This window comes from Halorubrum persicum (assembly GCF_002727125.1).
Classification (GTDB): Archaea; Halobacteriota; Halobacteria; order Halobacteriales; family Haloferacaceae; genus Halorubrum; species Halorubrum persicum.
In genome coordinates this window covers 36,219-54,969 of the sequence record NZ_NHOA01000134.1, presented here as the reverse complement: position 1 = coordinate 54,969, position 18,751 = coordinate 36,219, and the positions used below count along the sequence as shown (strand labels likewise).

General features: G+C 70.8%; 15 protein-coding genes and 1 pseudogene. 3 read left to right on the top strand and 13 right to left on the bottom strand.

Translation table 11 applies throughout. The features are described from left to right. Positions 1 to 2,028: 2,028 nt before the first annotated feature. Positions 2,029 to 2,286, bottom strand: coding sequence for a hypothetical protein (locus tag DJ69_RS14530; protein WP_099256260.1), 258 nt, complete (start codon positions 2,284 to 2,286; stop codon positions 2,029 to 2,031). A gap of 147 nt (positions 2,287 to 2,433) precedes the next feature. Here DJ69_RS14530 and DJ69_RS14525 point away from each other — a divergent pair, with 147 nt between their 5' ends. Then, positions 2,434 to 3,252, top strand: a complete 819-nt coding sequence (locus tag DJ69_RS14525) for an inositol monophosphatase family protein (protein ID WP_099256259.1) — start codon at positions 2,434 to 2,436, stop codon at positions 3,250 to 3,252. A 13-nt stretch (positions 3,253 to 3,265) separates the two neighbouring features. Here DJ69_RS14525 and DJ69_RS14520 read toward each other — a convergent pair whose 3' ends face one another. From DJ69_RS14520 to DJ69_RS14505, 4 genes and pseudogenes are all read right to left on the bottom strand, one after another. Continuing rightward, positions 3,266 to 3,883 (bottom strand): hypothetical protein, encoded by a 618-nt coding sequence (locus DJ69_RS14520; protein ID WP_099256258.1) that lies wholly within the window; start codon positions 3,881 to 3,883, stop codon positions 3,266 to 3,268. Positions 3,884 to 3,952: 69 nt separating this feature from the next. After that, on the bottom strand, positions 3,953 to 4,738 hold the full coding sequence (locus DJ69_RS14515; protein ID WP_099256257.1) for an ABC transporter permease: 786 nt from the start codon (positions 4,736 to 4,738) through the stop codon (positions 3,953 to 3,955). Positions 4,739 to 4,770: 32 nt separating this feature from the next. Next, positions 4,771 to 5,676: pseudogene (locus DJ69_RS19235) on the bottom strand (ABC transporter ATP-binding protein); the annotation flags it as partial. Further along, the gene (locus DJ69_RS14505; protein WP_099256256.1) at positions 5,666 to 7,255 is read right to left on the bottom strand and encodes a COG1361 S-layer family protein; all 1,590 of its coding nucleotides are present in this window, start codon (positions 7,253 to 7,255) and stop codon (positions 5,666 to 5,668) included. The pseudogene DJ69_RS19235 and the gene DJ69_RS14505, both read right to left, overlap by 11 nt. 223 nt (positions 7,256 to 7,478) lie before the next feature. Here DJ69_RS14505 and DJ69_RS14500 point away from each other — a divergent pair, with 223 nt between their 5' ends. Beyond that, on the top strand, positions 7,479 to 8,558 hold the full coding sequence (locus tag DJ69_RS14500) for a pyridoxal-phosphate-dependent aminotransferase family protein (protein WP_099256255.1): 1,080 nt from the start codon (positions 7,479 to 7,481) through the stop codon (positions 8,556 to 8,558). Between the two features lie 384 nt (positions 8,559 to 8,942). Here the strand turns inward: DJ69_RS14500 and DJ69_RS14495 are convergent, their stop codons facing one another. The 8 genes from DJ69_RS14495 to tbsP all read right to left on the bottom strand — a co-directional run bounded on the left by DJ69_RS14495 (position 8,943) and on the right by tbsP (position 17,268). Next, on the bottom strand, positions 8,943 to 10,070 hold the full coding sequence (locus tag DJ69_RS14495; protein ID WP_099256254.1) for a putative sulfate/molybdate transporter: 1,128 nt from the start codon (positions 10,068 to 10,070) through the stop codon (positions 8,943 to 8,945). Positions 10,071 to 10,157: 87 nt separating this feature from the next. Further along, positions 10,158 to 10,865 carry a hypothetical protein gene (locus DJ69_RS14490; protein WP_099256253.1) on the bottom strand — a complete coding sequence of 236 codons (708 nt, stop codon included), beginning with the start codon at positions 10,863 to 10,865 and terminating at the stop codon, positions 10,158 to 10,160. Continuing rightward, positions 10,862 to 11,827 carry a hypothetical protein gene (locus DJ69_RS14485; RefSeq protein ID WP_245851713.1) on the bottom strand — a complete coding sequence of 322 codons (966 nt, stop codon included), beginning with the start codon at positions 11,825 to 11,827 and terminating at the stop codon, positions 10,862 to 10,864. The genes DJ69_RS14490 and DJ69_RS14485 overlap by 4 nt, the downstream gene beginning before the upstream one ends. Positions 11,828 to 11,944: 117 nt before the next feature. Then, positions 11,945 to 12,781 carry an RAD55 family ATPase gene (locus tag DJ69_RS14480; RefSeq protein ID WP_099256252.1) on the bottom strand — a complete coding sequence of 279 codons (837 nt, stop codon included), beginning with the start codon at positions 12,779 to 12,781 and terminating at the stop codon, positions 11,945 to 11,947. Positions 12,782 to 12,841: 60 nt separating this feature from the next. Next, positions 12,842 to 13,843: a beta-ribofuranosylaminobenzene 5'-phosphate synthase family protein gene (locus tag DJ69_RS14475; protein ID WP_099256251.1), complete on the bottom strand. Its 1,002-nt coding sequence runs from the start codon at positions 13,841 to 13,843 to the stop codon at positions 12,842 to 12,844. A gap of 411 nt (positions 13,844 to 14,254) precedes the next feature. Further along, positions 14,255 to 14,593 carry a cupin domain-containing protein gene (locus DJ69_RS14470; RefSeq protein WP_099256250.1) on the bottom strand — a complete coding sequence of 113 codons (339 nt, stop codon included), beginning with the start codon at positions 14,591 to 14,593 and terminating at the stop codon, positions 14,255 to 14,257. Positions 14,594 to 14,676: 83 nt separating this feature from the next. Continuing rightward, positions 14,677 to 16,368 (bottom strand): YcaO-like family protein, encoded by a 1,692-nt coding sequence (locus tag DJ69_RS14465; protein WP_099256249.1) that lies wholly within the window; start codon positions 16,366 to 16,368, stop codon positions 14,677 to 14,679. An 84-nt stretch (positions 16,369 to 16,452) separates the two neighbouring features. Then, complete coding sequence (gene tbsP / locus DJ69_RS14460) at positions 16,453 to 17,268, bottom strand: transcriptional regulator TbsP (protein WP_099256248.1); 816 nt, start codon at positions 17,266 to 17,268, stop codon at positions 16,453 to 16,455. Positions 17,269 to 17,493: 225 nt separating this feature from the next. Between tbsP and glyA the strand changes: the two genes are divergently transcribed. After that, a complete protein-coding gene (glyA, locus tag DJ69_RS14455) occupies positions 17,494 to 18,741 on the top strand; it encodes a serine hydroxymethyltransferase (RefSeq protein ID WP_099256247.1) in 1,248 nt (415 codons plus the stop codon). Positions 18,742 to 18,751 lie beyond the last annotated feature (10 nt).

The following is an 18,751-nucleotide window of genomic DNA, read 5'->3' as shown; positions in this document are numbered from 1 at the left end:
ATCTCCTACAGAAGAGCGCTCACACAAAATCTCTTACCGCATACCTTCGATTGGCACGATTTGAGCGCTCACGATCAGGCTTAATTTAATCCTATTGTATTCTATCAATCTATAATTTAGTAAGAGCGCGTTCAAAACAAAATTGAAATAATATCTGTCTTCTCAACTAGAAACATAACTGAATTTATATAAAATAAGTTATTTTATCCATATCGGCCATCCATGGTCGGCATTAAGTAGATCTCGTATCAGTTGAACACGATTACAGATCTATGTCGAGAGATTCCTCATCGTGATCTCCTCATCGTCCATTCAATCACTTCTCGATTGTCCATGTGTAGTGATTACTTATCTAGGTATCCTTCTATGTGGCATCCACATGCGACGCGGCTACAGCACACTGCTCGCCGTGGTATCTTTCGGAGTCGTATTGCTGTTTATCGTCTCCACCGGCGCAGTCGTTCTCGACGGCCCCACCGATCCCATCACCGACGACGTCGCCCTCCAACCCGGCGACAACCCCTACGCCTACCTCGACGAGGACGGCGAGCTCGCGATCGACATCAGCGAGGACAACCCCCGGACCGACGCCGAGGGGGTCAACCTGGACGCGTTCGCCACCCAGGACGCGCTCTTCTACATCACCTACGACGGGAACGCGTCCGCCGAGGCGTGGATCGAACACGAGGGGGTGGGCGTCACCTTCGTCGTCGACGGCGAGTCGGTCGAGAGCCCCGACGACGCCGCGCGGCTCGCGCCCGAGGACGACGCCGTCCCGGTCGGCGTCGAGATCGACACCCGCGTCGCCGAGATCGCGCCGGGCGACCGACTCATCGACGAGATTTCGGTCCACGCGCGGCCTGTCGAGCCGGAGGAGCCGGACGCTGTCGACGACGCTCCCAGCGCCACGGGCGGCCCCGTCGTGTCGATGGAGCGCCCGACTCCGGCCGTCCGCGAGATCGAGGTGCGGTCGATCGTCGGGGGCGCCGACACCGACCTCGACCTCGACGGCCTCCACGTCGGCGACCTCGGAGTCCGGCTCGACACGCTGACGTTCGTCCGGGCCGCGCCCGGCGACGCGAGCCTCGTGGTGCGCGGAACGACCGAAGCACCGACCGGATCCGCAGACACCGAATCACTCCGGTCGCTCCCGCCCGGCGTCGACCCGCTCGGCTACTACACGGTCACGTTCGCGGAGGGCGACCAACCGATCGAGGAGGCCACCGCGACGCTCGCGGTCGATCGCGAGCGCCTGGCGGCCGCGGGCGTCGCCCTGGGACGGCTCGCCGTCTACCGGGAGACCGACACCGGCTGGGAGCGGGCTGAGACGAGCGTCGTCGACGCGAGCGGGGACGCGGTGCGGATCGAGGCCGTTTCCGCGGGGTCATCCGCGTTCGCTGTCGCGGCGGAGCGCCCGGCGCTCGTCCCCGCGGAGATCGCACTCTCGACCGAGACCGTCGCGCCCGGCGAGGCGGCGACGCTCGATCTGACGCTGTCGAACGACGGACCCGCCTCCGCCGAGAACGCCGAGATCCGGATCGAGACCGCAGGCGACGCGCGAACCGTTTCCGAGGGGCCGGTCGTGATCGACGCGGCTCCGGGCGCGGAGGGGACGGCGACGGTCACCGTGCGGTTCGACGATCCGGGCACCTACGACCTCGTGCTCGCGGGCGACGCGCTCGCCGAGCCCGCGGCTGCGGGCACGATCACCGTGACGGAGCCGGAGAGATCCGGTGCGGTCGGTTCTGAGGGAGGCGCGGGCCGCGGCGACGGCTCGAGCTCCGGCGGCACGGCGGGCGGGGGGGAGCCACCGGGTGACGAAGCGGGCGACGGGACCAGTGAGACCGCGCCGACGGAGCCCGCTGAACTCGACCTCGCTGACCTCGCCGGACNNGTCCGGCGCGCACCGCGCTGACCGCTGGAACGACGAGCGAACGGGTACCGACGGACCGATCGCTGGGCGGACGAGCGAATGAGAGAGGAAGTAAACCGAAGAGAGATCCGTGGCGGCCGCCGAACAGCCGGGCCCTACGCCCCGCCGTCGGTGTACGCCCAGTCGTCGAGGACGCGCTCGGCGGTCGCATTCGCCTCGGCGGGGCTGGGGCAGTCCCCGCCGACGACCTCGTCGGCGAGGTCGCAGGCGAGCGCGTAGACGGCCGAGCCGTCGGCGCGCTCGGCGACGCGCTCGAACGTCGGGCGGTAGCCGGCGGCCGCGCGCTGTCCGGTCTCGTCGAGGGAGGCGTCGATGGCGTACTCGAGCTGGCGGACCGCTTCCTCTGGTTCCATACGCGTTCCTCTACTCCGGACCTACTTAAACATACTCGGATTCGGAATTGAGTTAATTATTCATCGCCTGCGCCGCTCGCGGAACCGTCGCCGGCGCCGGATCCGCGAGATCGACGTGTATACGCGTTTGGCGGTCGGAGCGTGCCCATGACCGACACAGACGACCGCGCCGCCGTCGCCGAGCGCGCGGCTCGAGCGGGCGCGCGGGTCGCGAACGACCGGTTCCGGAGCGACATCGCGGTCGAGACCAAAGGCGAGGACGACGTGGTGACGGAGGCGGACCGGGCGGCCCAGCGCACCGTGATCGAGGCGATCCGCGAGACGTACCCCGACGACGCGATCGTCGGCGAGGAGGAGGACGAGCGCAAGACGGTCCCCGACGAGGGCGCCGCGTGGGTGATCGACCCGATCGACGGCACCAACAACTACGTCCGGGACATCCAGGTGTGGGGGACCGCCGTCGCGGCCGTCGTCGACGGCGAGCCGGTCGCGGCGGCGACCGTCGCACCCGCGTTGGGCGACGTGTACACCGCCGACGCGGACGGCGCGTACCGCAACGGGACGCGGATGCGCGTCAGCGACGTGTCCGACCCGCGGCGGGGCGCGGTCGACCCGACGCTGTGGTGGGCGTTCGACTCCCGCGACGCGTACGCCGCCGCCTGCGAGGCGATCGTCCGCCGGTTCGGCGACCTCCGCCGCCTCGGCGCCGCGCAGGTCGTCCTCCCGACCGTCGCCGCGGGCGGGCTGGAGGGGACCATCTCGAACCTGCGGGCGAACCCGTGGGACTCCGTCGCGGGCGTGTTCATGGTCAGGCAGGTGGGCGGGAGAGCGACGGACCTCGAGGGGAACCGCTGGCGACACGACTCGACGGGGCTCGTCGTCTCGAACGGGGCGCTCCACGACGAGGTGCTCGACGCGGCGCGCGCGATCGAGGGCCTCGGCCCCGCGGGTCGCGGTCGCGAGTGAGCGCGACCGCTTCCTACCGACTCGCGTCGTCGTCGTGGTACCGGTCCGGGAGGTACGGCAACAGGGTCGCCGGGGCGTAGGGGGTGATCCGGGCCGCGAGTTCGGCGAGGTACCGCCGCGTGACCGTGTACACGGCCGCGACGAGGAGGGTGCCGAGCACGACCCGCCGAAGCGGCGTGTCGAGCAGGTAGAGGAGCGGGAGCGCCAACCCCACCGACAGCGCGAGGTCCTCGACCGCGCCGTCGTACCGCACGAGTCGCCGCGGGGGGATCCACGCCCCGTGATAGTGGTTGTACACGGCGCGGTCGGAGTTCCCCTCCCACGGGCGCAGCTCTAACCCCCCGCCGTACATGTCGGCGACGCTGTGCAGGGCCGCCCCGAGGAGGAAGAGGGCGGCGGCGACGGTCGCCGCCGACGGCACGGCCAGAGCCGCGACGAGGGCGATCGCCGCGAGCAGGCTGTAGTACACGGGGAAGTGGAGCGTTTTCCGGTGGCCGACGTACATGTCGAGGTCCGGAAAGAGCCCCCCGAGGAACCCGGCGACGAACCCGATCGGCGCCAGTTCCGGGGCCACACGCACCAACGGCGCGGCGAGCAACATCCCGCCGAGCACGTGGGTCGGAAGCATCATCGTCGTAACTGAAGCGACAGAAACGTATTAACGTATCGGCGAACGGAAACGCCCGCTTATCCGGTGATATCACACGTCTCGGCGCTCGAACAGGGCTTGTGAGAGCAGAAGCAGGCCGACGACGGCGACGAGGAGGATGGCCGAGTCGATCGGCTCGAACGACCCGTCGATCAGGATCGGCGTCGGGTCGTAGTACTGCGTCGGGCTCAGATACTGTATCCAGTCGTACCCCTCGGCCCCGCCGACGACGGACTCGACGAGATACAAGGCGAAGACGGTGCCGACGGCCCCCCGCTCGGCGATCGCCGCACGGTCGGCGGCGACCGAGAACGCGAGGCCGATCCCCGCACAGACGAGGAGGAACGGGACCGATAACAGATGCGTGAGGAGCAGGTGATCGAGGGGGATCGTCTCCCCGGCGGCGACGACGAACAGGTAGATGATCGGGCCGCCGAGGGCGTTGACGGCGACCATCGGAACGAGCAGCGCGGCGAACTTCTCGACCAGCAGCCGGGAGCGCGTGACGGGAAGCGACAACAGGAGGTCCATCCGCTCCGTCTCGACGTCTCGCGCGACGACGCCGCCGCCGACGTACGCGAAGTACAACCCCAGTCCGAGCAGCCAGACGAAGTTGAACACCTGCGCGCCGAGGAACCCCTCGATGGTCGACAGGCTCTCGATGCCGAACGCCTCCAACATCGCCGGCGGCAGCTCTTCGAAGATGTCCTCGTAGTCGACTTCCTCGAGCACGGTGAAGTACCAGACGATGAACCCGGTGTACGCCCCGATCCCCGCCGTGAGGATCGCAGCGCCGCGGATCCGTCGCTTCCCCTCGTACCGCGCGGTCTCAAACATCCGCCCGCCCCGTCGCCCGCGCCTTCGCGCTCCCCGTCCGCCGTCCCTTCGCTCCCGTAGTAGTGCGCGAACACGTCTTCGAGCGGGGGTTCGCCGATCTCCACGTCGCGGATGTCGTGCGCCGCGAGTTCGCGGAGCAGCGCGTTGACGTCGCCGGCGTAGATGAACTGGACGCCCTCTGCGAACCGCTCGGGGTCGATGACGCCGTCGAGGCCGGCTATCGTCTCGACCGCCGCGTCGTCGGCGTGAGCGCGCACGTGCTTCCCGCCGCGGTGGAGCAGGGCCTCGACGTCCTCGAGTTCGACGAGCGCCCCGGCGCGGAGGATGCCGACGCGGTCGCAGACCCGTCGCACCTCGCTCAGCACGTGCGAGGAGAAGAACACGGTCGTGCCGCGCTCGCGCTCGTCCCGGACGAACTCGTTGAACGCCTCCTGTTTGAGCGGGTCGAGCCCGGCGGTGGGCTCGTCCATGATCACGAGGTCGGGATCGTGCATGAACGCCTGCACCAGCCCCAGCATCCGTCTGTTCCCGGTCGAGTAGTCGCGGACCGGTCGCTCGATCGGCGGGGTGAACAGCTCCAACAGCTCCGCGCGGCGACTGCCGCCCTTCATCGCGGCGTGGTAGTCGAGCACGGCCTCGCCGGTCACGCCCTCGTCGAATGCGAGATTCGCCGGGAGGTACCCGATCCGACGCTTGGCCGCGGTCAGCGCGGCCTCGTCGCGGATGTCGGCACCGAGCACCCTCGCCGTCCCCGAAGTGGGCTTCAACAGCCCGAGCAGCAGCCGTATCGTCGTCGACTTCCCCGCGCCGTTGGGGCCGAGGAAGCCGAACACCTCACCCTCGCTCACGCTGAACGACACGTCGTCGTTCGCGACCACGCTCCCGAACGCCTTCGTCAGCCCCTCGACGACGAGGGGACGGTCGGTCTCACCGGACATAGAACCACCACGCGCCGGCGGCGACGAGGAGCAGGAGGACGACCAACACCACGGCCTCGATGGGGACCTCGCCGCCCGACGACGCGACGACCGAGGCGGCGACCGTCGCGGTGTCGCCGGTCACGCGGACCCCGTCGGGGTCGGTGTAGGCGATGTCGACGGTCGCCGGGTACCGGCTCTCCGGCGCGTCGCCGTCGACCGCGAGGTCGAACGCGGCCTCTCCCGTCTCTCCGGGGGCCAGCGACGGGATCACGGTCGTTCGGAACTCGCTGTCCAGCGGCGCGTCGACGGCGAGCCGCAGCTCGACATCCCGGAGTTCGACGTCGCGCCGGTTCGTCACGGTGAGCCGCAACACGCCGTCCTCGCCGGCGACGAACTGCGGGTCGACCGGGGAGACCGCCACCGCGTCCCGCCGCTCGGCGACGGGGACGCGGACCGCCTCGCGGGTCGTCCGCTCGGTGTCGGCGGCGCTCCGGTAGCTCGTCGCGAAGCTCACCTGCTGGGGGACCGAGTCGGCGCTCGCCGGGACCGCACCGCGGAACCGGAAGGCGGCGCTCTCGCCGGCGGCGAGGTCCCCGACGGCGTACCGCTGACTGCGGGGGACGAACGGCCCGTCGCCGACGGCGACGACGACCGCCCGAGCGTCGACCGGCCCGTCGTTGCGGATCGTCCCGCTCACGCTCCCGTTCTCGCCGACGCGAAGCGCGGAGTCGTCGACGGCGATCGAGAACGACTGCTCGGCGAGCGGTCGGACCCCGACCGGGAGTCCGTCCTGGGCGCCGCGGATCCCCTCGTCGTCGGTGTACCGCACGGTCCCGGTGAGGTCGAACGACTCCGCGGCGGCGTCCGCGCTGACGCTCGCCGGGAACCGGACCGTCGCGTTCTCCCCGGGGGCGAGTCGGTCGACGCGCGCGGTGTTCCGTTCCGTCTCGCCGAGGGTGAGATCGGGACCGTTCGCGGCGAGTTCGACCGACAGGTCGCGGGCGAGTTCGCCGCCGACGTTGGTGACGTTCGCCGCGATCGTTCCGGAGTCGCCGACCTGCACGTCGGCGTCGACGGTGCGCATCGCGAACCGGGGGCCGTCGTCGACCGTCACCGACACCGACTCGGTCCGCGTTCGCGATCGGTCCTGCACGACGCCGCTCCGCGGCGCCGAGAGGTGCGTGTACGAGTACTCGAGCCGCACGTCGAGCGTGTACGTCCCCGGCTCCGCGTCCGCCGGGACCCTGACCGAGACGGGCACCTCGCGGACCGCGCCGTCACCGATCGACCCGACGGCGAACCGGCCCGTTTCGACGACGAGCGGCGAGCCGTCGGTCCGCACGTCGACGACGACGCTCCGTGCGGTCGTGACGGTGTCCCGCCGGAGGTCGGACCCCGCGTCCACGTCGCCGTCGTTCGCGATCTGCACCGCGAGATCGGTCGCCTTCCCCGGCGACACGGTCGACTCCGGGAGGTACACGTCCAACTCGGGCTCGCCGCGCACGAACGGCGGTTCCTCCTGCGCGCCGGCGAGACCGGCGAACGCGCCGACGAGAAGGATCGCCGCCGCGAAGAGGGCGAGCGACCGTCGAGCCACTCACGCCTCCCGCCCCTCGGTCGGTTAGCACCCACCGGGGAAACTGGCCGACTGTGGCAGGTAGCGGCCTGTTCGTGTCATACATCGAACTCCATTCGCCGGCTTATATACTTACCCGTGGGCCGGGTGAGAGGCGGGCGCCGCCTTCGTCGCTGGCTTCGACGACGGCACCGACACCGGAGTCGGGCGGCGCGCTTATGCGGATGGAACGCCGTGACGGCGTATGCTCATGACCCCGGGACCCACCGCGGTCCCCGCTCCCGTCCGCGACGCGATGAGCCGCGAGCTGATCAACCCCGACGTGGACCCCGAGTTCCACCGGATCTACGACCGGCTGACCGACCGGCTGGCGACGGTGTACGGCGTCGATACTGACGGACCGGCCGGCGAGTCGACCCGCGACGTGGTCGTTCCCGGCGGCGAGGGGATCCTCGGGCTGGAGGCCGCGATCGCCTCGCTGGTCGAGCCGGGGACCGAGGTGCTCTGCCTCTCGAACGGGCTCTACGGCGACGGCTTCGCCGACTTCGTCGCGGACTACGGCGGCGAGGCGACGCTGGTTTCGACCGATTACGACGACTCCCTCCCGCTCGCGGAGCTGGAGTCGGTCCTCGACGACCACTCGTTCGACGTCGCGACGATGGTCCACTGCGAGACGCCGACCGGTACGCTCAACGACCTCGAGCCGGCGCTCGACCTGTTGGCGGAAGCCGACGGGGAGATCCTCACCGTCGTCGACGCCGTCTCGTCGCTCGGGGGCGTCCGGGTGCCGACCGAGCGGATCGACGTGTGTCTCGGCGCCTCCCAGAAGTGTTTCAGCGCGCCGCCGGGGCTCACCACCGCCGCGATCAGCGACCGCGCGTGGGCGGCGATGGAGGAGCGAGAGCCGCACTCGCTGTACACGAACTTCCTCCCGTGGCGGGACACCGACGAGGGGTTCCCGTACACCCACCTCACGACCGAGGTCGTCGCGCTCGACGCGGCGCTCGGACTGTGGCTCGACGAGGGGCTCGACGCGGTCCGCGAGCGACACCGCGCCGCCGCGGCCCGGTGTCGCGAGCGCGGCGCGGAGCTGGGGCTGGCGCCGTATTCCGACCCGGAGCGCAGCTCGCCGACCGTGACGGCCTTCGCGGTGCCCGGGCGGGCACAGGAGCTGCAGACGCGCCTCCGCGAGGAACACGACGTGCTCCTCGCGACGGGGCTCGCGTATCTGGCCGACGATATCCTGCGGATCGGGCACATGGGGCACAACGCGCGGGTCGAGCGGGTGGACGAGGTCATGGACGCGCTCGAAGACGTGTTGTAAGTAGTGGGGGATCGGTCGCGGATGCGTCCGGGTTTGGCGCATCCGTTCGTTTATAAGTGGTTGCTGACGGGAGATCGGCAGTGAACACCGCCAAAACCCCAGCCGGCGAGGCGGGCGCACGCTCGCTGCGCGCTTCGGTCGCTCGCGTTGCTCGCTCCTTCCAGTGCTTACGTCGCCTGCGACCGCCTCACCGGCTGCCCCTTCGAGTCCCGCCCCGCACAGCACCGCCCGCACCTCGGGCCTCCCCAGCCTCGTCAGTCGCCTGCGGCAACTGACTCCAGCGAGAATGACAGATTCTCCGGCAGCCGGCGCGTAGCGCCGGCGACCTCGCGCGGTGCTGTTCGCGCCCTCCGGGCGCTCACAGGCGCACGCCACCGCAGTTGTTTATAAGCGATCGGCGTGCTCGTTTCCGCGTGCTCTCACTCGCTCCCACGCGAGGTGCGCGACGATCCCGAGCAGGAACGCGACGCCGAGGTTCGTCGCGAGGGCGACGAGGCCGATGGCGACCGAGAGCGCGACGTTCTCGGAGTCGACGGCGTTGCGAGCGAGCGAGACGGCGACGATCGCGAGCAGCGCGCCCAGCATCGCCACCGGAAACGCGTCGAGGAGGGCGGGCGTCGCGAAGGGGACGGCGACGAGGTAGCCGACGCCGAGCACGACGTTCGCGCCGCCGGTCCGGGCGCCGAACGCGTGCTTGCCCGCGACGCCGTCGCAGCCGTGGCACATCGGGACCCCGCCGAGCGGCACCGCGACGAGGTTCGTCACGCCCATGCTCGCCGACAGCTCGTCGGGCGTGACGTCGGCGTCGAACAGGTCGGCGAACAGCAGGGAGGTCGCCAGCGCGGCGTTCCCGATCGTCATCGCGAGCTGCGCGGCGATCCCGTCGGCCGTGTTCCGGGTGATCGCCCCGGCGAGCACCTGCAGCGAGAGGCCCGGCGGCGCCCCGGGCCACTGCGGCGCCGGGAGCCCGGCGGTGACGAGCGCGAACGCGATCCCCACGACCGCGACCGCGAGGGCGCTGGCCTTCCCGTGCCCGGCCAGCGCGGCCGCCGCGGCTATCGCGACCCCCGCCGCGGCGAGGACCGGGTCGCTGAGCGCGAGGTCGACCCCGGTTTCGAGCAGGACCAGACCGACCGCGAACTGCACCCCGCGGATCACCGGCTCGCCGATCCAGCGCTCGACTCGCGCGAGCGCCCCCGTGACCCCGATCGCGAGGAGGAGCGCGCCGAGGACGAGCCCGGCGAGCGCGAGCTCCGCGTACGTCAGCGCGCCGGCGATCGCCAGCGCCGCGAGCGCCTTCATCGGCTCGACCGACACCGGGAGCCCGTACCGGACCCCCCAGACGATCTGGAAGATCCCGAACCCAACGAGCGCGTGCGGGAGCGACACGTCCGTCAGTAGCGCGAGCGCGACGACCAGCGGGATCACCGTAATCGAATCCCCTATCGCGCCGGTGAGCGATCCTGACCCGAAGGTGACGCCCTTCTCGCCCGGTTGTCGAACTGTTCCCACGAACGGAACGCTCTCGGAACCCGACTCCCTTGAGCGTGTCCAGAAACCGTCTTCGATCCCGCGACCGCGATACGTGCCTGATTCCGGTTACTCTCCTCGGCTCGCGTCGAACGTCGGATCGTCCTCGTCGACCATCGGGCAGTTCCGGACCCGGAACTCGTCGAACCCGACGGCCTCCAGAATCGTCGTTCCCTCGTGGTCGCAGGCGACCGTTGGCGGCGCCGAGAAGTGCGGGCACTGCTGGCAGTACGTCCGCTTCGAAATCACGCGCTCCACGTCGGCGTCGACGAACCCCTCTCTGAGGCCGGCGCCCGCCGCGTCCTCGTCGAGCGACTCCCAGACGTCCTCGTCCCCGACGCTACCGACGTCCATCTGCTCGAACATGTCGTCGAGGTCTGCGTCGGTCTCGCCGGTCGCCGGGCCGAGTTCGTCGAAGGGGTCGTCGGTCTCCCCTCGACCCGCGTCCGCGGCAGACCGTCCCCCGACCGCGCCGCGGTCGCCGTCGGCGTCCGCGTCGGGTTCGCGAGCGTCCGTTTTCGCTTCGCCGAAGAGCGGTCTCCCGGCGTCGGCGCTCTCCGGTTCGGCGCTCTCCGGGCCGGCCTCTGCCGGATCGGGGCCCTCCGCGTCGACGTCGATTTCGGAGGCGTTCTCCCCCGAGATGTCGTCGTCCAACTCGGCGAACGGGTCGTCCACCTCGCCGGCGTCCTCGATCGACTCGTCGCCGAACAGTTCGTCCGCGCTCTCGCTCTCGCCTTCGTCCGCGTCAGCGAACGGATCCGCTTCGTCGTCGGTCACGGCTCGTCGCCCCCGTCGGTCTGGCGAGTGCTCACGTTGCCGCCGGAGCCGGAGGCCGCTCGGCGGTCGCTATCGTCCGCGCCGCCGCCGGCGTCCCCGCCCACCTCGCCGTCGAGCGCCGGCTGGTCGCCGACGACCAGTCGCGAAGTGCCGAGGAAGCCCGGGCTCGGTTCCACCTCCTCGAACCGGCGGCCGCAGTGGGGACACTCGGGCGCCGTCAACAGGCCGATGTCGACGGTGTTCCCGCAGTTCGTGCATTTGGCCTTCCGGACCCCCGCGCGGTTCGCGGCGGCGGTGACGGCGTCGAGCCGCTCGCGGTCGGCCCGGTCGCGCTCGGCCGCCTCGAGCCGCCGGCGGACCCTCACGACCGCGCTCGCGACGCGCGAGAGCTTCTCCTCGATCTCGTCGAGGTCGTCGACGCGGTCGTCGAGCCCCTCCAGATCGGCTACTCGGGCTTCGAGGTCGTCGATCCCCTCGGTCCGGTCTCGCAGCTCGTCGAGGTCGTCGAGGTCGTCGAGCCGGGACTCGACGCTGGCGAGCCGGTCGTCGAGGGCGTCGATCGTCTCCTCGACCGCCTCGCCGACGGTCGCCGTCGCGGCCGCCTCGGCCTCGACTTCGTCGACGCGGTCGGCGACCGAATCGAGGTCGGCCGCGATCGCGTCCAACCGGTCGCCCATCTCCTCGTGGGTGTGGTCGGCGGGGGCCTTCGCCTCCAGATCGTGGTACAGATCCACGAACCGCTCCCGGAGGTCCCCGATCTTCTCGTCGACCTCGGCGTCGAGGTCGTCGAGCCGCGTCCGGATCGCCGCCACCTCCTCCGCGTCCGGAACGTCGACGCCCTCCGAATCTGCGAGCGCGACGATGGCGCGCTTCAGCAGCTCCTCGCGGCCGACGTCGGTCTCGTCGGCGGCGCTCTCGATCGCGGCGTCGACCGTCTCGTCGGTCGGATCGAGATCGCTCATCGCGGATCCTCCGTCATCTACGCTCCGTTTAGCGGGGAGACTTAAGTAATCTGTCGCGCCGTTCTCCGGATCGATACTCGGGGACGGACTCCGGGCGTCGCTGGCACGGGTTAGGGGTCACCGGATCTTGCGCACGTCGCTGATGTCGAAGCCGCCGTCGTGGATCTCGGTCTCGAACCGGACGATGTTCTCCGACTCCAGCCGGGAGAGCACCCCGCGGAACTCGTGGACGAACATCGTTCTGGCGCGCTGCGAGCCGCCGCTCTCCCAGGTGAACTGGAGGGTCCCGCCCGCGGCGTCCATCAGCGCGCCGAACTCGCGGTCGGAGATCGAGTCGGTGTTCACCAGCACGAGGATGAGCCCGCCCCACTCGTAGGCGGCCTTCTTGAGCCCCTTCATCACCATCGCCACGTCGCTCCACTCGAGGTCGTCGTCCACCATCGAGATGAGGTCCGTCACGGAGTCGATACAGACGAGGCTGCCGTCGGCGTGCGCCGACAGGTAATCGCCGAACGCGGTGAGCACGTCCTCGTACTCGCCGCGCTCGCCCAGCTCCGTGATCGAGGTGGTCTCGTCTTCGTACCAGTCACGCGGGATCGGGCTGAGCTGGAAGTACTCGGGCGAGAGGTCCCGGAAGTTGATCCCGTCGATCGCGGCGTCGACGATCTCGTCGGCCATCGTGTACCCCATCTCCCGGGTGATCGCGTCGGTGTCGGCGGTGAAGGAGAGGTAGTGCACCTCGTCGGGGAGCGCCGCGCTGGCGTGGAGATCGCCGTAGTAGAGGTCGAACAGCTCCGCGTCGGCTCGCCCGAGGGCGTTCATCGCGGCGCTGGTGTACAGGAACTCGCGCGCGCCGGCGCCGGACTCGCCCGCGAGCAACACGACGTTCCCCGGCGGCGCCCCGCCATCGAGGATCGAGTCGAGCCGGGCGACGCCGAACGGAAGACTCGGCATGTTCCGTATGGGGAGGGCGCTCCGCTTAGTGTTGTTGCTCGTTCGCCGACCGCGCTCGCCTCACTCCCGCTCTGTCACCCGCGCCCCGTCGGCGGCCGCCGCCGCGACGGAGACCGTCCCGTCGACGCCCGCCTCGGCGAGCGCCCGCTCGCCGGCGGTCGCGGCCGCGCTCGCGTTCGCGGCGTCCGTGACCCCGTACACGGTCGGCCCCCACGACGACTGCCCGGCGCCGAACACGGCCGCGGCGTCCGACAGCGACGCCACCACGTCGCCGACCGGCGGGCGGTAGACGCCCCCCTGCTCGTCGGCGTACCACGCGCCGTTCAGGCGACCGATCTCCGCGACCGCGGCGCCGAAGCGCTCCGCGTTCCCCTCCGCGATCGCCGGGAGCGCGCGCCGGGTGACGACCCCGCCGATCCGGTCGGCGAGCCCGGGCTCCGCCCGCTCGACCGCGGTCCGCATCGCGTCGTCCTCGGCGTCGCCGTTCCGACCGGGCGCGGCGTTCGGGCGCACGAGCAGGAACCGCCACTCGTCCGGGACGGCGTGGCGGGCGGCCACCGGCGGCACGGTCCACTCGCCGTCGGCCGGCCGGTCGGTGGTGAACCGCGCGGTGGGGTGGCCGGCGTCGAGCACGAACCCGCCGGCCTCGAACGTCGCGACGCCGACGCCAGAGCGCCCGCCGCGACCGAGCGCCGGCGCGCGCTCCCGGACTCGGGGGTCCCGTCCGTGGGCGGCCGCGACCCCTGCGAGCGTCGCCGCGGCCAGTTGCGTGCCGCTCCCGAGGCCGGCGTGGCGCGGAAGGGTCCGGCGGACCGCGATTCGAGCGCCGCCGACACCGAGGAGGTCGGCGGCGAGAGCGGCGTACTCGCGCACCTCGTCGCGGACGGCCGGATCGGCGCCCGAGGCCTCGACGTCGACGGTCACCGCTTCCGCCCGCTCCGCGTCGACGACGACCCGCGGCTCAGCGAGCCCGAGCCCGAGGGCGCCGTACAGCCGCTCGTGCGAGAGGCTGAGGTTACAGAAGCCGAAGTGAAGCCGCGCCCCGGCGCTCACCCGTGGCATGGATGCCCCCCGCTTCGGGACGGACTGATAAAGGGTGCGTGACAGTGGCGGGCGTTGCCTCGGTACGTGGACCGTGGATAGACGCGTCGCGATTGACGCGGCCGCGTATACGCGGTTGCTGGCGGATCGTCGATGAACTCCTCCAAAGCCCCAGCCGCGAGGACTCGATGGGCTCGCTGCGCGCTTCGGTCGCTCACGTTGTTCGCTCCCTGCAGTGCTTGCGTCGCCCGTCTTCGCCCTCGCGGCTGCCCCTTTGAGTCCCACCCGCACAGCGACCGCACCTCACGCCTCCCCAGCCTCGCGGTTCGCGCTCTCCGAGCGCTCACCGCTCCCTCGCGCGTGCGATTCGCAGCCTGACGGCTGCTCACCGGCACGCGCCACCGCAAGATCTGCCACCGCCGGCCCGGACGATTACTCCTGCCAGTCCGGGTTCGTCCGCGGCGGCGAGAAGATGTCGTAGCCGACGACCGGCTCGTCGCCGTCGTTGCGCGCCGCGTGCGGCTCGCCGCCCGGGATCACGTACGTGTCGTCCGCCTCGACGACGCGCTCCTCGCCGTCGACGACGAAGGTGATCGTCCCCTCGGTGATCACGCCGACCTGCTCGTGCGGGTGGTCGTGCTCGGGGACCTCGGCGCCGGGATCGATGGCGAACCGCTGGATGCTCGTCTCCTCGCCGGCGGCGCCCTGCGTGAGAAACACGCCGTCGACCGCCTCGACAGCCTCCACGTCCGCGTCCGGAAGTACGTCCATGCGCGAGTGAGCGGCCGGGAGCGGCTTAAACCGGCGGGATGTGGCAAGCGGAAACGGCGAGGAGCGCCCGGCCCCCCGACGGGTCACGGGAACGGGTGGTACTCCTTCTCGAGATCGGGCTCGAACCCCATCGACCGCGGCACGTCGCCGGCGCGGTCGCCGAAGAACGGGTCGCCCGTGAACAGCGGCTGCGCGCCGGGGACGAGCACGCGGACCGCCTCGAAGCCGAGCGCGGCGAGGTCTCGGGTCGTCGTCCGCGCGACGTACGGCTCCAGCCCGACCGTCTCCACGCGCTCGACGACGGCGGCCAACTCGTTGGCGCCCGAGCGGTCGGGCTCGCCGAGCGACGCGGCGGGCACGGTCGCCTCCGGATCGAAGAACGCCCGCGTCTCCGTCGGGAAGTCGGCGTGGCGACCGATCGCCGCGCCCTGCTCGGCGGCCGCGTCGGCCCCCATCGACCGGAGTTCGACCCAGTTCTGCAGCGCCTCCGCGAGCGCGCTCCGGGCCGCGGCGGTGGGATCGAGGTCGGCGCCGGAGCCCGCCGCGAAGCGGGGCCAGTCGCCCTCGCGGTGGACGCCGACCGCGACGACGGGCACGTCGATGTCGGTCGTGACGAGGAGGGGGGTCACCGACAGCGACTCGGCGCGGGCGCGCTTCTCGAGCTCCGCGAACCCCTCGTCGTCGACCTCGATCCCGAGCGGGTCGGCCGTCGAGTACCAGCTGGTCATCGTCGCGTCGCGCTCGATGACCTCGTAGAGCCCCGACAGCGCCGCGTGCGGCCCGGAGTTGCCGAGGCCGAGCCCGGTCGTGATCGCGGGTCGATACCGGTTCTCCGGCGGCGGGAAGCCGACGAACTCCGCGGGTAGGCTCGCGGCTTCGCCCGTGCCGAGGTGTTCGCCGGTCACCCACGGGAGCCGGTCCTCGCGGGCGTACGACTCCGCGCTCTCGGGGCGGACGAACGCGTCGGGAGTGACTGGGTTCGGGACGTTCGCCGCCGGCGCGCGCGTGAACGACGCCTCCCGGTACACTCCGGCGGCGTACCGCTCCAACCCCTCGCCGAGCGCCTTCATGAACGCGGCGTCCCAGCCGGCGTCGACGCCGCCGCCGAACTCGGCCGCCCGCGCGTCCGAGAACGGCGTCGTGTCGGCGACGCGCGCGACGTAGTAGGGCACGGGGAACGACTCCTGCTCGCCGACCTCCGAGAGCGGGCCGACTCGGGGGTCGACCGCCCGCTCCGCGCGGTCGACCGCGTCAGACAGCGACCGCTCTTCGCCCTCGCGGGGCAGCGCTTCGCCCGGATCGTCCCCGCAGCCGCACCCCGGGACCGGGAGGAGGGTCCGCTCGGCGCCCGGCACCTCCGCGACCGTGTCGCCGACCGGGTCGCCGGCGAGCAGCCGGATGACGCGGCGTCCGGCCACCGCGCCGGCGTAGCGCACGGCCGATCGCCGGCCGGTCGGCGCGTCGGCCGCCTCGGCCCCGCCGCTCGCGACGCGTCGGCGGAGGCAGTCGTAGCAGGTCTCGTCGAAGGCGGTCACCGCGGCGTCGACCGCCGAGACGGCGACGCCGCCGAGCCCGCCGACCTCGATCGCGACCCAGCGGTCGAGGTGCTCGTCGGCGGTCGCGAACGTCTCCGAGCCGGCGGTGTCGATCACGACCGCGAGGTCGAACCCGTCGAGCAGCCCCGCCTCGACGGGCATCACGTTCACGTCGACGTCGCCGAGCGCGGCCGAGACGGCCTCGGCCGCGGGGCCGTCGCCGACAAGTCCGATGTCCATGTCCCTGCCGAGGCGAAGGAGCGAAAAAAAGCCGCGGGTGACGGTGTCGCGACGGGCGGTGCCCGCCCCTCGATCGTCGGTCGGCTACGCCAGCATCTCCGCGACTTCGTCGGCGAGCGCGGCGGCGTCGAGGCCCTGGAGGCGCTCGTCGCCGACCTTGAGCCGGAGACGGGGACGACCGACGTCGATCGGGACCTTCTCCGTGTCGATGATCCCGAGGTCCTCGAGTCGGGTCTTCGTCCGGGAGAACGTCGCCTTCGAAGCGATCCCGACGTCCTCGCCCCACTTCGAGATGTCGTACAAGAGCACGTCGTTCTTCGCGGCGACGAGCAGGGAGACGGTCACCTCGTCCAGCCCGCCGTCGTCGCCTCGGGCGGAGTTTATCGAGGCGAGCACGGCGTCGAAGTCCTCGCGGGTCGCCTCGCCGATCTCGGCCGCCATCGTCTCCCGGACCCGGCTGATCGCGGGGGTGCGGAGGCCGTACGTCTCGGCGTCGTCGAAGGCGTCGCTGTGGGTCTCGAACACCTCGTCGACGAACTCCTCGTCGTTCGAGGCGAGCGCGGCCACGTGGTCGTCGGTGCTCACGAGCACGACGACCCGCGACGGGGAGACGAACAGCGCGTTGTCGACGGCGTCGTCGAGGACGCGGAGGTGGAGCGCGCCGTCGGCGACGAGGTCTGCCGCCTTCGACGCCACGAGGAAGTCCTCCATGACGCTCTTCAGCGTCCGTTCGTCGACGAGCATCGACATCTCCGGCAGGTCGTCACGACCGATCGCCGCCTCGACCAGCGATACGATCGTCTCCGGAGAGGGGTCGACGACGAACAGCTCCTCGTCGTCCCCCTCGAACGCCGCGTCGAGGACGTTCTCGACGTCCGCCTCCAGTAAATTTGACACCATCTATCTCTCCGGATAAAAGCCAGTTGCGTATTTAATATTAACGGGGTTAGGAGGGTGAACAACGGGTTATCAGCCGCCGAAACCCTCGAAAATGGGGAATACGATGTTTTCACCGATCGCCCCCGTTCCGCCCGGGTGAGACCGTGTCGGGCGGCTCGGCCGGGGGCGTCGCGCGACCACCGACGTGACGCAAGGATTAATGCGTGATCGAACGGGGGTTTCTACATGGACCACGAGCACGTCCGGGAGGTCGATCCCGCGGTCGCCGACGCGCTGGACGGCGAGCGCGACAGGCAGGAGCAGACGCTTGCGATGATCGCCAGCGAGAACCACGTCAGCGAGGCGGTACTGGAGGCGCAGGGGAGCGTCCTCACCAACAAGTACGCCGAGGGCTACCCGGGCGGGCGGTACTACGCCGGCTGCGAGTACGCCGATGAGGTCGAGGAGCTCGCGATCGAGCGCGCGAAGGAGCTGTGGGGCGCAGAGCACGTCAACGTCCAGCCGCACTCCGGGACGCAGGCGAACCAGGCCGTCTACTACGCCGTCTTGGACCCCGGCGACAAGATCCTCTCGCTGGATCTGAACCACGGCGGGCACCTCTCGCACGGGCACCCCGCGAACTTCACCGGGCAGATCTACGAGGTCGAGCAGTACGAGGTCGACGCCGACACCGGCTACATCGACTACGAGGGGCTCCGCGAGGCCGCCGAGGAGTTCGAGCCGGACATCATCGTCTCCGGCTACTCCGCGTACCCGCGCACGGTCGACTGGGAGGAGATTCAGGCGGCCGCCGACGCCGTCGACGCCTACCACCTCGCCGACATCGCTCACATCACCGGGCTCGTCGCCGCGGGCGTCCACCCCTCGCCCGTCGGCGTCGCCGACTTCGTCACCGGCTCGACGCACAAGACGATCCGCGCCGGCCGTGGCGGGATCGTGCTGTGCGACGAGCAGTTCGCCGACGACATCGACAAGGCCGTGTTCCCCGGCGGGCAGGGCGGCCCGCTGATGCACAACGTCGCCGGCAAGGCGGTCGGGTTCAAGGAGGCGCTCGACCCCTCGTTCGACGAGTACGCGCAGAACGTGGTCGACAACGCCGACGTGCTCGCCGAGACGCTTCAGGACCACGGCTTCACCCTCGTCTCCGGCGGCACCGACAACCACCTCGTGCTGGTCGACCTCCGCGACTCGCACCCGGACCTGCCGGGCGGCGACGCCGCCGACGCGCTCGCGGCCGCGAACATCGTCCTCAACGGGAACACGGTCCCCAGCGAGACGCGCTCGCCGTTCAACCCGTCGGGGATCCGCGCTGGCACCGCCGGGCTCACGACCCGCGGCTTCGACGCCGCGGCGATCGAGGAGGTCGGCGACCTCATCCACCGCGTCGTCGACAACGTCGACAGCGACGACGTGATCTACGAGGTCGGCGAGCGCGTCGTCGAACTCTGCGAAGAGCACCCGCTGTACGAGTAGCGCCGCGCCG